This window comes from Streptomyces sp. NPDC096311, from assembly GCF_044763085.1.
Lineage (GTDB): Bacteria > Actinomycetota > Actinomycetes > Streptomycetales > Streptomycetaceae > Streptomyces.
Genome location: NZ_JBIWFN010000002.1, coordinates 195,996 through 210,552 on the forward strand (window position 1 = coordinate 195,996; position 14,557 = coordinate 210,552).

Genomic DNA, 14,557 nt, shown 5'->3' on the forward strand with positions numbered 1-14,557 from the left:
CGTGTTCGGCAACTATCTGATCGGCCTGCGCGAGGGACTGGAAGCCAGTCTCGTCGTCTGCATCCTCATCGCCTACCTGGTGAAGACCGACCGCAAGGACGCCCTGAAGCCCATCTGGATGGGCATCGGCGTGGCGATCGCGCTCGCGCTCGGCTTCGGCTGCGCGCTCGAATTCGGCTCCCAGGAGCTGACGTTCGAGGCGCAGGAGGCGCTCGGCGGTTCGCTGTCGATCGTCGCGGTCGGCCTGGTGACGTGGATGGTCTTCTGGATGCGGCGCACCGCCCGGCATCTGAAGTCCGAACTGCACGGCAAGCTGGACGCGGCGCTGGCAATGGGCACGGGCGCGCTGGTCGCGACCGCGTTCCTGGCCGTCGGCCGGGAGGGCCTGGAGACGGCGCTGTTCGTGTGGGCGTCCGTGCACGCGGCGAGCGACGGCACCCCGCGCCCGCTGGTCGGGGTCGCCCTGGGCCTGGCCACCGCGGTCTTCCTCGGCTGGCTCTTCTACCGGGGCGCCCTGAAGATCAACCTCGCGAAGTTCTTCACCTGGACCGGCGGCATGCTGGTCGTGGTCGCGGCGGGTGTGCTCGCGTACGGCGTCCACGACCTGCAGGAGGCCGACTGGATCCCGGGGCTGCGGAATCTCGCCTTCGACATCAGTGGCACGATCCCGCCGGACAGCTGGTACGGCACGCTCCTCAAGGGCGTGTTGAACTTCCAGCCCGACCCGACGGTCCTTCAGGTCACGGTGTGGGCGCTGTACCTGGTCCCGACACTCGCGATCTTCCTCGCCCCGGTAGGGTTCGCCTCCGGGAAGGGGAAGGTGAAGGTACCTGATGAGCAGGGATCGCGCGGGTCGCAGCCCACGAAGGCTTCGTAGTCTCAACCGGTTCGCCCTGACAACGGGGGCGGTGACCGTTCTGTCCTTGACGGCGAGCGGCTGCGTGGTGGTGCACGGGGAGCGGGAGGTCGTACCGACGGCGACCCGGACCGAGGCCGCCCGTGCGCTCAAGGACTTCACCGCCGCCTACAACAAGGCGGACAAGGCGAACGACAGCTCCCTGGACGCGGATCGCGTCACCGGCGCCCTGGGCGCCATCGACGGGGCGAAGCTGACGGCCGGACAGAAGAACAATCCGGGCGGCAACCCGTCCTATTCGCCGCTGTCGCTGAGCGACGCGAAGTTCTCGATACCGGCGAAGGCGGGCTGGCCGCGCTGGTTCGTGGCCGACGCCGAGGCCAACAAGGGTGTGGCGGGCTACCGTTGGCTGCTCGTCTTCACCCGGGGCAGCGCGAACGACGTGTGGCAGGCCTCGTATCTGACGGTCCTCGCCGCCACCGACGTACCGAAGTTCCAGCAGGACAAGGACGGTTGGGCGCAGCCCGTCACCGGGAACGACACGGCTCTGGCCGTCGCGCCGGCCAGGCTGAGCCAGTCGTACACCACGTATCTGAAGAGCGGCGGCGACACCTTCGCACCGGGCCTGCACACCTCGCAGTGGCGGACCCAGCGTGCCAAGAACGCCACCAAGCCCGGTCTCGCCCGGCAGTACATCGACGAGCCGCTGACCTCCGGCGACTACGCCCCGGTGGGGCTGCGCACCGCGAACGGCGGCGCGCTGGTCTTCTTCACCACCCGCCGCTTCGAGAAGCAGACCGCCGCGCAGGGTACCGAGATCCCGGCCCCCAGCGCGGACGTCAAGGCTCTGACGACCGGTGACATCAAGCAGTCCCTCACCCTGGAGTTCGTCTCCAACCAGGCGGTCCTGGACCCCGGGAAGAGCGCGCGGAAGCAACAGGTGGCGGTGCTGGGGCGGATCGAGGGGCTGACGGGGGCGAAGGGCGGATAGCCGGCCCGGCCCCGCCGGCTCCTGTCGGTCAGTTGCGGTGGGGCCAGGCCGTCAGCTGGTCGTCCGACTCGTTCTCGCCCGCGTAACGGGCGCAGGCGTCCGTCAGGTCCTCGAGCAGGCTCAGGGGGTCGGGGAGGGGGTGTTCCGGGCCCCGTACCCAGTCGACCGTCAGGCCACCGGGGAGCTGGGCCGGCGGCACCAGGACGTACGAGCCTCGGCAGTGCCAGCGCAGACCGGGGTGCTCGTCCGTCGTCTCGGGGTGCGAGTCCAGCTCGCACGGCCACCACTCGTCCTCGTCCTCGGGCGTACCGCGGGTGAGCGTGAAGAAGAACATGCGGCCGTCGCCGCTCTGCGCGACGGGTCCCACCTCCACACCGGAGGCGAGCAGCCGCTCCAGCGCCTCGCGGCCCGCGTCGACGGGCACGTCGAGGACGTCGTGCACCATGCCGGTCGCGGTGATGAAGTTGGCCTGCGGCTGGTGCCGGACCCACCGCTCGATCTGGGCGCGGTCGGTCGTGGACTGGGTCTGCCAGGCGAAGGAGACGGGGTGGCGCGCGGGGGTGGGGCAGCCGACGCGGTCACAGGAACAGCGGTAGCCGGAGGGGTACGCGGCCTGCGCGAGCGGCAGCCCCGCGGCGGCAGCGGCGATCAGCAGGGCCTCGCGCCCGCCGTCGGCCGCGATCTCCGTCGCACCCTTCGGACGGCGACCACGCAGCCACTGGGAGATCCTGCCCTGCGCGCCGGAGCGGCGGCCGAACTCTGCGCTCATCAATCCCCTCGCCAAGCAGTTGTGCCGACAGCGGTCGTGTCGCGGCGTCCCCGTCCATCACGTTCACGACAGTCACTTTCACGTCGTTCACGCTCACGTTCACGTCAGTCAATCGTGCCGACGAACGCCTTCAACAACCTCTATGGTCCCACTCTCCCGCGCCCCGAATGGACAGAGCCCCCCATCCGGGGCGCTTTGGCGTGATTCATCCCCGTGGAGCGAGGCCGTACAGCGCGTAGTCGACGAGGGTGTCCGTATACGCGTACGAGATGGGGCCGGTGTGCTGGAGCCAGCGCTGCGCGAGCGGGGAGACGAAGAGTTCCAGGGCGATGCGGGGGTCGATGTCGGGCCGCACGTCGCCCTTGTCCTGGGCGGACCGCAGCCGCTTCACGTAGAGCTGGAGCTGGGGTTCGAGGAGCCCCGCCACGAACTCGGCGCCGAGCGGTTCGTTGACGAGGCCTTCGGCGGCCAGGGCGCGGGCGGGGATCTCGAACCTGGGGTCCAGCAGTTCGTCGACGGTGGCGCGCAGGACCTGCTTGAGGTCGGCCGCGAGATCGCCGGTGTCGGGGATGTCATACGACGCGTGGCCCGCCTCACGAGCGGTCCGCTCGCCGAGGTCCATGAAGGCGTCCAGGAGCACCGCGGCCTTCGAGGGCCACCATCGGTAGATCGTCTGCTTGCCGACGCCCGCGCGGGCGGCGATGCCCTCGATCGTGCTCTTGGGGTAGCCGACCTCGCCGACGAGGGCGAGGGCGGCGTCGAAGATCGCACGCCGGGACTTCTCGCTGCGGCGGGTGGAGTCGGGGGCGGGTTTGGCAGAGGCGGGATAGGCAGGGGTGGGATGGGCGGAGGGGCGGGGCGTGTGGGCCATGGGGCGAATTTAACAGGCTGACAAGACGGGGCGTCTCGCGACTGGCTGACGGCCGGCGGGGGCCGGTCGCGCGGTTCCCCGCGCCCCAGAAAGCCTCACGTCGTCCGGCGTTCGCGGGCGTGGGCGGGCGGCCTCGGCGAAGACCACCCGTTCGCCAGGCGGCCGACAAGGCCCGCGGACCGCACCATGGGCATCACCTGCCCCTGCGGTACGTGAGGAGCCCTCCTTGCAGCCTCCCCGCCGCGCCACACCCCGGCGCTATCTGATGTGCCCACCCGCACACTTCGACGTCACCTACGCCATCAACCCGTGGATGAACCCCGCCAAACCGGTCGACGTGCCGCTCGCCGTCGCCCAGTGGGAGGACCTGCGCAGCCGATACCTCGCGCTCGGCCACACGGTCGAGGAACTCACCCCGCGCCCCGGCCTGCCGGACATGGTCTTCGCCGCGAACGGGGCGACGGTCGTCGACGGCCGGGTACTGGGCGCCCGGTTCGCGCACCGCGAGCGCGAACCGGAGGCGGCGGCCCACCTGGAGTGGTTCCGCGCGCACGGCTTCCCGGACGTCCACGAGCCGGTCCACGTCAACGAGGGCGAGGGCGACTTCGCGGTCACCGCCTCCTACGTACTCGCCGGCCGGGGCTTTCGCGCGAGCCCCCTCTCGCACGGCGAGGCCCAGGAGTTCTTCGCGCGACCGGTGATCGGGCTCGACCTGGTCGACCCCCGCTACTACCACCTCGACACCGCCCTCGCCGTCCTCGACGACACCACGGACGAGGTCATGTACCACCCGCCCGCCTTCTCCCCCGGTAGCCGGGAGGTGCTGCGGCGGCTGTTCCCCGACGCGCTGATCGCCGGTGCCGAGGATGCCGCCGCGTTCGGCCTCAACGCGGTCTCGGACGGCCTGCACGTGCTGCTGCCGCAGGCCGCGACGGGGCTCCTCGGTCCGCTGCGGGAACGTGGCTTCGAGCCCGTCGGCATCGACCTGAGCGAGTTCCTCAAGGGCGGCGGCAGCGTGAAGTGCTGCACACAGGAGCTGAGGTGCTGAGGAGCCGCGGTGTTGAGGTTCTGAGGTTCTGAGCCCTGGCTGTCAGTCCTCCGCGGGCGGCGGTGGCCAGGCGTCGCCCCAGTCCGCGTCGCGGGCCGCCCGGTACAGCGACCCGTGACGCTTGGTCACCGTCTCGCGGTGCAGGGCCTCGTCGGGGCCGCACAGGTCCAGGAGTACCTGACCCTTGCGGATCTGCGGCTTGCGTACGACGCGGGAGGGGGCCGGGGCCGGCGGGAAGCGGGTGGCAGCGACGTAGCTGAACTTCTCGTCCTCGTAGGGCAGGGAGCCGCCCTTGACCTGACGGTGCAGGGAGGAACGCGCGACCCGGGCGGAGAAGTGGCACCAGTCCTCGCCGGGGACGATCGGGCAGGCCGCGCTGTGCGGGCAGGGGGCGGCGACATGGAACCCGGCGGTGATCAGACGGTTCCGCGCCTCGATGACACGCGCGTAGCCGTCGGGCGTACCGGGCTCGATGATCACGACGGCCTGAGCGGCGGTCGCGGCGGCGGTCACGACGGAGGCGCGGTCGGCGTCGGTGAGCTCGCCGAGGACGTAGGAGACGGTGACGAGATCAGTGCTCTCGATGGTGAGCGCCGATCCGATACGAGAGCGGTGCCATTCGGCGGACTTCAGCTCCGGGTTCGCCGCGGCGATCTCGCGGCCCAGCGCGAGGGCGGGCTCGGCCCAGTCGAGCACGGTCACGGGGCGGGTGCCCGCCCAGGTCGCGTTCACCGCCCAGGTCGCGGCGCCCGTGCCGCCGCCGACGTCCACGTGGCTCGCCGGCGTCCACTGCCCGACCGCGTCCGCGAACGCCTCCAGCGCCGATCGCACCGCCTCGAATGTCGCCGGCATGCGGTAGGCGGCGTACGCGACCACGTCGGAGCGGTCGCGGAGGACCGGGGTGTGGGTGGGGGTCGTTCCCCGGTAGTTCGCGATCAGCCGGTCGACCGCCTGTGTGGCCGCCTTCGGCGGGAGGCCGTCGAGGAGTCCGGCGAGGGCGGCACGCAGGGTCTCGGCGGGATGTACGGGGACGTTCACCCGCCGATTCTACGGTCGCCGTCAGGAGGTCCTCGCCCCCGCCGCCCCTGCCCGTCCCCTCCCCAGGGGCTCCGCCCCTTCGACCCCGCCACGATGCGCGCAGCGCCCCTTCAGGGGCGCGGGGAACTGCGCGAGCAGCCCCCACTCACCCGCGGTGAACAAGACCCCCGGCTCACGCGCCCCGTACCGCCCTCGCGAGCCGCGTCGCCGCCTCTGCCCGGGGCGCGCTGTCCGGCGCGCGTCGGCGGGGATGCACCGTGTTCGCGAGGAGCACCAGGAACGTGTCCGTCGCGGGGTCCAGTACGAGGGACGTACCGGTGAAACCGGTGTGCCCCGCGGCGCCCCGCCCGGCGAGCGCACCCATGAACCAGGGCTGGTCGACGGCGAAGCCGAGGCCCGGCGGGGTGAGCATCAGCTCGACGAAGTCGGGGCCGAGGATGCGGGCGGGGCCGTAGGAGCCGCCCGCGAGGAGGGTCCGGCAGAAGATCGCCAGGTCGTGGGCCGTGGAGAAGAGGCCCGCATGCCCGGCCACCCCACCGAGCGCCCACGCGTTCTCGTCGTGCACGACCCCCCGCAGCATCCCCCGGTCCGCCTTGCCCCACGGCCGCCGCTGGTCCTCGGTCGCCGCCGCCCCCGCGCACGGCCCGAAAGACGTGGCGGTCATCCCGAGCGGCCGGGTGATCCCGTCGCGGACGAGGACGTCGAGCGTGCGGCCGGTGACGCGTTCCAGGACGTGTTGGAGGAGGAGCAGGTTCAGGTCGGAGTACACGTACTCGCCCGGCGGGGACGAAGGGGCCTCGGCCCGCAGCAGGGCGAGGCGCGCCGCGTCGTCCGGGCAGTCGTACAGCGGGAGTTCGGGGCGCAGCCCAGAGGTGTGCGTGAGCAGCTGTCGTACGGTGATGTCGTGGGCGGAGGCCGCGCGGAACTCCGGCAGATACGCCCCCACCCGCGCGTCGATCCCCAGCGTGCCCCGCTCCAGCTGCTGCACCGCGGCGACCGCCGTGCACAGCTTGGTGAGGGAGGCCAGGTCGAAGGGGGTGTGGACGGTCATCGGCCGCCGGTCCCCGGGCGGCAGTTCGACCCCGGTGTCGGTCTTCTCGTCGTACGAGGAGTAGCGCACAGCCCAGCCCGCAGCTTCCTCGACGGCGATGACCGGGCCACGGCCGGCGACCAGCACGACGCCCGCCGCCCAGGGGCGCGGCCCACGGGTGAGGGTGCGGACGTCCCGTACGAGGTGGCGCAGTTCCGTCGGGTCGAGTCCGGCCCGTTCCGGGGTGTCCACGCGCAGTCTCGGTGCGCTCAGCTGCCCGCCGCCTTTCCGTCCACGGTGTGTCCCGTCTGCCAGGGACGGCACAGTCCCACGAAGAAGGCGATGGCCACCAGTACCGCCGCCAGTTGGACGACGGCCATCGGGACCGCGGTGTGCTCCCCGGCGATGCCGACGAGCGGGGAGGCGATCGCGCCGATGAGGAAGGAGGAGGTGCCGAGCAGCGCGGACGCGGAACCGGCCGCGTGCCGTACCCGCATCAGGGCCAGCGCCTGGGTGTTGGGCATGGCGAGGCCCATGGCGGACATGAGGACGAAGAGGGCCGCGGCCACCGGGACGAGGCCTGCCGTGCCGAAGACGCCGGTGGCGAGCAGGAGCAGCGCCGTCGCGGCGAGGGCGATGAGGGCGAGGCCGACCGCGAGGACCTTGTCGAGGCTCACCCGGCCGACGAGGATCTTGCCGTTGATCTGGCCGACGACCACCAGGCCGACGGAGTTGATCCCGAAGAGCAGGCTGAAGGTCTGCGGGGACGCGCCGTAGATCTCCTGGATCACGAAAGGAGAGGCACTGATGTAGGCGAACAGTGCCGCGAAGGCGAAGCCGCCCGCCAGCGTGTAGCCGGTGAAGACGCGGTCGGCGAGCAGTCCGCGCATGGCGTGCAGCGCCTCACCGACGCCGCCGCCGTGGCGCTGCGCGGGTGCGAGGGTCTCGGGGAGCTTCGTCCAGACGAGCGCGGTGAGTGCGATGCCGACCGCCGTGAGGAGGACGAACACGCCCCGCCAGTCGGTGGCACGCAGGATCTGGCCGCCGATGAGGGGCGCGACGACGGGGGCGACGCCGGAGATCAGCATGAGGGTGGAGAAGAAGCGGGCCATGGCCATGCCGTCGTATAGGTCGCGTACGACGGCTCGCGCGATCACGATGCCGGCCGCGCCCGCGAGGCCCTGGGCGAGTCGGAAGGCGACGAGGAGTTCGACGTTCGGGGCGAGGGCGCACAGGGCGGTGGCGAGGACGTAGACGACGAGGCCGACGAGGAGCGGGCGTCTGCGGCCCCACTTGTCGCTCATCGGTCCGACGACGAGCTGGCCGAGCGCCATCCCGGCGAGGCAGGCGGTCAGCGTGAGCTGGACGGTGGCGGCGGGGGCGTGCAGTGCGCGGGTGACCTCCGGCAGGGCCGGGAGGTACATGTCCATCGACAGCGGGGGCGTGGCGGTGAGTCCGCCGAGGATCAGGGTGACGAGGAGTCCGGTGCGACGGAGGGCACCGGGGTCCGGCGCTTCGGGCGCCGCGAGGGCGTCGGCCACCGCCGGTGCGTCGGCCACCGCCGTGTTCGGTATGTGCCCCTGCGGGGCTTCCGGGCCCTTCGGGTCCCGCCTGGTGTGCCCGCGCTCGGGCATGAGCCCCTCCCTCTTCGAGTAATCCGCCACCTATGCTCTCAGTTCGAACGGAGTGTTCGGGGTCACAGAACTTCAAGTGGCAGAGCGAAGGGCCGGGAATGACGGGCGTGGGCGAGCGGGTGCGGTGGGGGATTCTGGCGACCGGCGGGATCGCGGCGGCCTTCACGGCGGATCTGGTGGACATGCCGGACGCCGAGGTCGTAGCCGTGGCCTCGCGGACGGACGCCTCGGCGAAGGCGTTCGCCGAGCGGTTCGGGATTCCGAGGGCGTACGGGGACTGGGCCTCGCTCGCGGCGGACGAGGACGTCGACGTCGTGTACGTCGCCACTCCGCACTCCGCGCACCGGGCCGCCGCCGGGATGTGTCTGGAGGCGGGGCGCCATGTGCTGTGCGAGAAGGCGTTCACGCTGAACGTGCGCGAGGCGCAGGAACTGGTCGCGCTCGCCAAGGAGCACGACCGCTTCCTGATGGAGGCCATGTGGATGTACTGCAATCCGCTGGTCCGGCGGCTCAAGGGCCTCGTCGACGACGGTGTGATCGGTGAAGTCCGCACGATTCAGGCCGACTTCGGGATCAATGGCCCGTTCCCGCCGTCGCACCGGCTGCGGGACCCCGCGCAGGGCGGTGGCGCGCTGCTCGATCTCGGCGTCTATCCGGTGTCGTTCGCGCAGTTGTTGCTGGGGGAGCCCTCGGGCATCACCGCCAGAGCGGTGCTCTCCGACGAGGGCGTCGATCTCCAGACCGGAGCACTGCTCACCTGGGAGAGCGGCGCTCTCGCTTCGGTGCACTGCTCCGTCAACGGCGGCACCCCTGTCTCGGCCTCCGTGACCGGTTCCCAAGGCCGCATCGACATCCCGGGCGGTTTCTTCTTCCCGGACCGGCTCGTGCTGCACCGCGACGGCCGCGACCCCGAGGAGTTCACGGCCGACCCGGCGCACGGCCCGCGCACCAGCCTCAAGCACGAGGCCGCCGAGGTGATGCGCGCCCTGCGGGCCGGCGAGAGGGAGTCACGGCTCGTCCCCCTGGACGGCAGCCTCGCCGTGATGCGCACGCTCGACACGATCCGCGCCCAGATCGGCGTCCGCTACCCCGGAGAGACCGACTAGAACGGTCCCACCAGACGGTTCCACCACACGGTCCGACCAGGACGGTCACGACCAGGATGCCGACACCGCACGGCAGCTCCTCCCGATTACGCTGCGGGCCCATGAATGCCCTCAACGACTCGAACGCCCTGCCCGCCTCGCAGGCGAAGATCGCGGTGGTGACCGGCGCGGGCTCCGGCATCGGCCGTGCGGTGGCCGTCGAACTGCTGCGCACCGGCTGGTCGGTGGCGCTCGCCGGACGCAAGCCGCGGACGCTGGAGGAGACGGCCGCCCTCGTCCCCGAGGCGCCCTCCCTCGTCGTACGCACCGACGTCTCGCGCCCCGACGACGTGGCGGCCCTGTTCGACGCGGCGCGCGAGCGCTTCGGGCGCCTGGACCTGCTCTTCAACAACGCGGGGACGTTCGGGCCCGGCGGCGTCCCGGTCGAGGAACTGCCGTACGAGGCATGGCTGCACGTCGTGAACACGAACCTCAACGGCGCGTTCCTGTGCGCGCAGGCCGCGTACCGGCAGATGAAGGAGCAGGACCCGCAGGGCGGCCGGATCATCAACAACGGCTCGATCTCGGCGCACACGCCCCGCCCGCTGTCGGTGGCGTACACGGCGACCAAGCACGCGCTGACGGGGCTGACCAAGTCACTGTCCCTGGACGGGCGTCCGTACCGGATCGCCTGCGGTCAGATCGACATCGGCAACGCGGCGACCGACATGACCGAGCGCATGCAGACGGGGGCGTTGCAGGCGAACGGGGAAACGGCGGTCGAGCCGGTGATGGACGTGGCGGACGTGGCACGCACGGTGCGGCACATGGCCGAGCTGCCGCTGGAGGCGAATGTGCAGTTCGCGACGGTACTGGCCACCGCGATGCCGTATGTCGGGCGCGGCTGACGGGCCCCGGACAGCTCGTCAACGGCTCAACCTACACAAACGGAAGCTGAACGTCCGTACCGTTCGGGCCGGTGGCGGGCTTATGCTCGTGACTTCTCCACCAGAGCTTCACACTTGGAGTGGAGGACTTCGGTACGACCACGGTCCACACCGAGGGGGGTGGTGGCAGCCGTTCCGCGGCCCGGGTGGGGGGCGGACCTCGCGCGGGACCGCGAGGTGAGCTCCGGGCCTCGGAACGGCTGTCCCAACAACGGCCGACCCCCAGCGGCCACCGCGGTCAGCCCTGGTGACGTTCCTGACCGTCCTGACCTTCCTGGCGTCCCCCCGGGGCCTCGTCCCCCACCACACGCCGCCGCCTGCGCCACGCGTACGCCCCGCCCGCGAGCAGCGCGACCGCTCCCCCGGCCCCGCCGACCAGCCCCCACGACGACGAGCCGCCGTCGCCCGCGGCCGCCGCGGGAGCCCCGGCCGCCGCCTTGCCCGCCTTCCGGGTGGGAGCCGCGGAGGCGCCGCCCTCGCTGAGCGGATCGACGAGGGCGCCCACCGACCGGGCCTTCGCGCCCTCCTTGAACCCCCAGTCGAGCAGCGCGGCCGTCTCCTCGTAGACGCCGCTGCCGCCGCTCTTGGGGTGCATCACGGTGACGAGAAGGGTCCGCCCGCCACGGGTCGCGGCGCCGGTGAAGGTGTTGCCGGCGTTGCTGGTGTAGCCGTTCTTCACGCCGATGAGTCCGTCGTACGTCGGCACACCCCACGCGCCCGTCAGCAGGCGGTCGGTGTTCTGGATCTGGAAGGTCTTCTTGCCGCCCGCCGGGAAGTTCGCGGTCTTCCTGTGGCAGTAGGCGCGGAAGTCGGCGTCGGCGAGGCCGTGGCGGGCGAAGAGCGTCAGGTCGTAGGCGGACGACACCTGCCCCTTGTGGTCGAAGCCGTCGGGGCTGACCACATGGGTGTCCAGGGCCTGCAGGTCCTGGGCCTTGGCCTGCATCTGGGCGACCGTCCTGGCGACGCCGCCGTTCATGTGGCTGAGGACATGCACCGCGTCGTTGCCGGAGCGCAGGAAGACGCCGAGCCACAACTGCTCGACCGTGTAGGTGATGCCGGGCTTGACGCCGACCATGCTGGAGCCCGAGGGGATGTCGGCGAGGTCGGCGTCGGTCACCCGGTGTCGCTCGGTCCGCTCGAAATTCTTCAGCACGGTGTCCGCGAAGAGCATCTTCAGCGTGGAGGCGGGCGCCAGGTGCGTGTGCGCGTGGTACGAGGCCAGCACCTCACCGCTCTGGTGGTCGGCCACGAGCCAGGAGCGGGCGGTGAGCCGCTTGGGCAGTCCCGCGGCGCCGCTCACCTGGACGCCGGCGCGGGCGAGCCGCTCACCGCCGATCACGGGCGTGGCGGCCGACGCCGGGGAGGCCACGGCCAGCGGGACGGCCGCGGCGAGGCCGAGGGCGGCACGGCGGGACAGCCGAGCGTCACGCGGGGGGACGGGAGAGGAATCGCGCATCCCGGGACCGTACAAAAGAAGTTCGCGCATCCGTACGCCGGGGTCTCGAAGTCGCCCCGCGTCGGGGTCCCAAAGAAAGGCCACAGCGCACCCGAAGGCAGCGCGAAGGAACACCCCCGCCCCCGCGTCCGGCCGGCTCCTGCCCTCAGCACCCCACCCAACAGGGGTTTCCTGGCAATAGCCCCTCCGGACCTTAGGAATCAGCTGTCTTACGGAATATTGATTCCTGACCCTGCTTTCTCAGCTCTCACACATCTCTTACTCAGCCCCGCTCAAAGGTTTCTCCATAGCTTGTGGCCGCGCCCACAGCGGGCGCCAAGAACCTTTGGGGAACGGGATGTTTGGCATCTATCTCAAGCGTGAGCTGAGCCGGCGCAAGAAGGCGGCCCTGGTGATCGCCATGGGTCTGGCGCTCGGTATCGCGCTGGTCATCACCGTCAACTCGGTGTCGGCCGGCATGCAGCAGGCACAGGACAAGGTCCTGAAGTCGCTGTACGGGCTCGGCACCGACATGACGGTGACCAAGGCCCAGGCGGCGCCTTCGAGCAACTCGTCCGGCAGACCGAAGTTCGACTTCAACGCCAAGTCGAGCAGCTCCACCAAGCAGAGCTCGGACCGCGTGATGACGCAGGGCGGACAGTCCCTGGCCTCCTCCCTGGTCACCAAGGTCTCCGCACAGAAAGGCGTGGCGAGCGCGGTGGGCGCGCTGAGCCTGAACGTCACCAAGGTCGACGGCTCCTTCACCCAGGGCACCGCGAAGTCCACCACGTCCTCGGGGTCCGGCGGCTCCTCCCAGCAGGGCGGCCCCGGCGGCGGCCAGGGCGGCGGCAGCACGGGAGCGCCCCAGGTGCAGGGCGGCGGCGCCTCCTTCGACGTGAACTCCTACTCCGTCGCGGGCGTCGACGTCACCGACCAGGACCTCGGCCCGCTCGCCACCTCGAAGATCACCTCGGGCAAGACCTTCACGGCGGCGCAGACCGACGCGAAGGTCGCGGTGGTCAGCAAGTCGTACGCCAAGGAGAACAAGTACACGGTCGGCAAGACCTTCAAGATCTCCGGCACCAAGTACACGGTCATCGGGATCGCGACGCCGGACAGCAGTGAGTCGACGACCGACGTCTACCTGCCGCTGAAGCAGGCGCAGACGCTGGGCGACGCGAAGAACAAGGTCACCACGATCTACGTCAAGGCGACCGACTCCAAGCAGATCACCACGGTCAAGACGACCATCCAGAAGAACATCTCGGGTACGACGGTCACCACCTCCGCCGACCTCGCCTCCACCGTCTCCGGCTCCCTGTCGACCGCCTCGAACCTGGCGACCAGCGTCGGCAAGTGGCTGTCCATCGCGGTGCTCGTGGCCGCGTTCCTGGTGGCGGCGCTGCTGACCTCCTCCGCCGTGTCCCGCCGGGTGCGTGAGTTCGGCACCCTCAAGGCGCTCGGCTGGCCCTCCCGCAAGGTCACCCGGCAGGTCGTCGGCGAGTCCATCGTGAACGGTCTGATCGGCGGCGCGCTCGGCATCGCCATCGGCCTCGGCGCGGCGTACGCGGTGACGGCGATCAGCCCGAAGCTGACCGCGGAGCTCGGCAACACCGGTGGTGGCGGCGGTGGCGGCATGGGCGGCGGCCCCGGCGGCGGCGGTCCCGGGCAGCAGGCGGTCAAGAACACCATGGAGATCGCGCTCTCCGCGCCGGTCTCGGTGACCACCATCGCGCTCGCCGCGGGCCTGGCCATCGCGGGCGGTCTGATCGCCGGTGCGATGGGCGGCTGGCGCGCCTCGCGGATGCGTCCGGCGGACGCGCTGCGCAGCGTGTCCTAGTCCCCCGCGGGCGATCCCCTTGCCCCTTCGGGCGGTGCCCTTCGCGCCCCACCCCTTCCTCTCTTCCCTCTCTCCTCTTCCACTTCTACGCCTTCTTCATCTTCGGAGAACCTCATGTACAAGCTCACCGGCGTCACCAAGCGCTACACGCGGGGCAAGGACACGGTGGAGGCGCTGCGTGGCATCGACCTCACCATCGAGGACGGCGACCAGCTCGTCATCCAGGGCCCCACGGGCGGCGGCAAGTCCACCCTGCTCCAGATGATCGGCGGCCTGGACCGTCCCTCCGCCGGCAGCGTCGAGCTGGACGGTGTCGACCTCGCCTCCATCAGCGAGGCCAAGCTGACCCGGCTGCGCGCCGAGAAGATCGGCATCATCTTCCAGTCGTTCAACCTCATCCCGACGCTGACCGCGCAGGAGAACGTCGAGACCGCGCTCGTACCGCTCGGGGTGAAGCCCGCGGAGCGGCGCGAGCGGGCCGCCGAGGCGCTGCGTTCGGTCGGTCTCGGCGAGCGGCTGACGCATGCGCCGTCCGAGCTGTCGGGCGGTCAGCAGCAGCGTGTCGCCATCGCCCGCGCGCTGGTCAAGAAGCCGAAGGTGCTCCTCGCGGACGAGCCGACCGGAAACCTCGACGAGGGCACCCGCGACGACATCATGGGCCTGTTGGAAGGGCTGTGGCACGAGTACGGGCTGACCTTCATCATGGTCACCCACGACTCGTCGATCGCCCGCCGGGCGCCGCGCCTCGCGACCATCAAGGCCGGGCAGATCACCCTGACCGAGCAGGGGGGCCGACGCCCCCTGTCCCAGCAGTACGCCCAGCAGTAGGCGCGTCCCGGGCCGCTCACCGTCCCGGCACGCGGTCGGCCTCGGCCGGCTGCGCGGCGGTGAGCGGCCCTCGCGCGTTCGCGCCGCCGCTGGTGAGGACGCCCCTGTGCAGCTGGTGGAGGTCGGCATGGTCGGTGTCGAGGCGTCACGGTGAGGCGGTCGGGGCACGGCGGACGTACGCGGGG

13 protein-coding genes are annotated in these 14,557 nt (G+C 71.3%); 7 read left to right on the top strand and 6 right to left on the bottom strand.

The features are described 5' to 3' along the window. The first annotated feature begins 1 nt into the window (after position 1). Both efeU and ACIRA5_RS05450 read left to right on the top strand, forming a co-directional pair. On the top strand, positions 2-877 hold the full coding sequence (efeU, locus tag ACIRA5_RS05445) for an iron uptake transporter permease EfeU (protein WP_403687516.1): 876 nt from the start codon (positions 2-4) through the stop codon (positions 875-877). Continuing rightward, positions 834-1,847, top strand: coding sequence for a hypothetical protein (locus ACIRA5_RS05450; protein WP_403687518.1), 1,014 nt, complete (start codon positions 834-836; stop codon positions 1,845-1,847). The genes efeU and ACIRA5_RS05450 overlap by 44 nt, the downstream gene beginning before the upstream one ends. Before the next feature lie 28 nt (positions 1,848-1,875). Here ACIRA5_RS05450 and ACIRA5_RS05455 read toward each other — a convergent pair whose 3' ends face one another. Continuing rightward, a complete protein-coding gene (locus tag ACIRA5_RS05455; protein ID WP_403687520.1) occupies positions 1,876-2,616 on the bottom strand; it encodes a bifunctional DNA primase/polymerase in 741 nt (246 codons plus the stop codon). A 205-nt stretch (positions 2,617-2,821) separates the two neighbouring features. Continuing rightward, positions 2,822-3,487: a TetR/AcrR family transcriptional regulator gene (locus ACIRA5_RS05460; protein WP_403687523.1), complete on the bottom strand. Its 666-nt coding sequence runs from the start codon at positions 3,485-3,487 to the stop codon at positions 2,822-2,824. A gap of 226 nt (positions 3,488-3,713) precedes the next feature. Here ACIRA5_RS05460 and ddaH point away from each other — a divergent pair, with 226 nt between their 5' ends. Continuing rightward, complete coding sequence (gene ddaH, locus ACIRA5_RS05465; RefSeq protein WP_403687526.1) at positions 3,714-4,535, top strand: dimethylargininase; 822 nt, start codon at positions 3,714-3,716, stop codon at positions 4,533-4,535. A 42-nt stretch (positions 4,536-4,577) separates the two neighbouring features. Here the strand turns inward: ddaH and ACIRA5_RS05470 are convergent, their stop codons facing one another. From ACIRA5_RS05470 to ACIRA5_RS05480, 3 genes are all read right to left on the bottom strand, one after another. Next, a complete protein-coding gene (locus tag ACIRA5_RS05470; RefSeq protein ID WP_403687528.1) occupies positions 4,578-5,573 on the bottom strand; it encodes a small ribosomal subunit Rsm22 family protein in 996 nt (331 codons plus the stop codon). A 172-nt stretch (positions 5,574-5,745) separates the two neighbouring features. After that, the gene (locus ACIRA5_RS05475) at positions 5,746-6,855 is read right to left on the bottom strand and encodes a serine hydrolase domain-containing protein (protein ID WP_403687531.1); all 1,110 of its coding nucleotides are present in this window, start codon (positions 6,853-6,855) and stop codon (positions 5,746-5,748) included. Between the two features lie 17 nt (positions 6,856-6,872). Further along, positions 6,873-8,237 carry a multidrug effflux MFS transporter gene (locus ACIRA5_RS05480; protein ID WP_403687534.1) on the bottom strand — a complete coding sequence of 455 codons (1,365 nt, stop codon included), beginning with the start codon at positions 8,235-8,237 and terminating at the stop codon, positions 6,873-6,875. A gap of 98 nt (positions 8,238-8,335) precedes the next feature. On the opposite strand from ACIRA5_RS05480, the gene ACIRA5_RS05485 reads away from it, so the two are divergent. Both ACIRA5_RS05485 and ACIRA5_RS05490 read left to right on the top strand, forming a co-directional pair. Beyond that, positions 8,336-9,343: a Gfo/Idh/MocA family protein gene (locus ACIRA5_RS05485; protein ID WP_403687536.1), complete on the top strand. Its 1,008-nt coding sequence runs from the start codon at positions 8,336-8,338 to the stop codon at positions 9,341-9,343. A gap of 101 nt (positions 9,344-9,444) precedes the next feature. Further along, the gene (locus ACIRA5_RS05490; RefSeq protein ID WP_403687539.1) at positions 9,445-10,230 is read left to right on the top strand and encodes an SDR family oxidoreductase; all 786 of its coding nucleotides are present in this window, start codon (positions 9,445-9,447) and stop codon (positions 10,228-10,230) included. 277 nt (positions 10,231-10,507) lie between these two features. Here ACIRA5_RS05490 and ACIRA5_RS05495 read toward each other — a convergent pair whose 3' ends face one another. Further along, complete coding sequence (locus ACIRA5_RS05495) at positions 10,508-11,725, bottom strand: D-alanyl-D-alanine carboxypeptidase family protein (RefSeq protein WP_403687541.1); 1,218 nt, start codon at positions 11,723-11,725, stop codon at positions 10,508-10,510. A gap of 337 nt (positions 11,726-12,062) precedes the next feature. Between ACIRA5_RS05495 and ACIRA5_RS05500 the strand changes: the two genes are divergently transcribed. Then, positions 12,063-13,544 (top strand): ABC transporter permease, encoded by a 1,482-nt coding sequence (locus tag ACIRA5_RS05500; protein WP_403687544.1) that lies wholly within the window; start codon positions 12,063-12,065, stop codon positions 13,542-13,544. A 114-nt stretch (positions 13,545-13,658) separates the two neighbouring features. Beyond that, entirely contained in the window at positions 13,659-14,372 is a 714-nt protein-coding gene (locus ACIRA5_RS05505; RefSeq protein ID WP_403687547.1) for an ABC transporter ATP-binding protein, read from the top strand. Positions 14,373-14,557 lie beyond the last annotated feature (185 nt).

Excerpts from the sequence above, each read along its gene's own strand:
- ACIRA5_RS05460 (WP_403687523.1), bottom strand. The coding sequence starts at position 3,487 with ATGGCCCACACGCCCCGCCCCTCCGCCCATCCCACCCCTGCCTATCCC.
- ACIRA5_RS05495 (WP_403687541.1), bottom strand. The coding sequence starts at position 11,725 with ATGCGCGATTCCTCTCCCGTCCCCCCGCGTGACGCTCGGCTGTCCCGC.
- ACIRA5_RS05505 (WP_403687547.1), top strand. The coding sequence starts at position 13,659 with ATGTACAAGCTCACCGGCGTCACCAAGCGCTACACGCGGGGCAAGGAC.
- ACIRA5_RS05450 (WP_403687518.1), top strand. The coding sequence starts at position 834 with ATGAGCAGGGATCGCGCGGGTCGCAGCCCACGAAGGCTTCGTAGTCTC.
- ACIRA5_RS05455 (WP_403687520.1), bottom strand. The coding sequence starts at position 2,616 with ATGAGCGCAGAGTTCGGCCGCCGCTCCGGCGCGCAGGGCAGGATCTCC.
- ACIRA5_RS05485 (WP_403687536.1), top strand. The coding sequence starts at position 8,336 with ATGACGGGCGTGGGCGAGCGGGTGCGGTGGGGGATTCTGGCGACCGGC.
- ACIRA5_RS05490 (WP_403687539.1), top strand. The coding sequence starts at position 9,445 with ATGAATGCCCTCAACGACTCGAACGCCCTGCCCGCCTCGCAGGCGAAG.
- ACIRA5_RS05500 (WP_403687544.1), top strand. The coding sequence starts at position 12,063 with ATGTTTGGCATCTATCTCAAGCGTGAGCTGAGCCGGCGCAAGAAGGCG.
- ACIRA5_RS05480 (WP_403687534.1), bottom strand. The coding sequence starts at position 8,237 with ATGCCCGAGCGCGGGCACACCAGGCGGGACCCGAAGGGCCCGGAAGCC.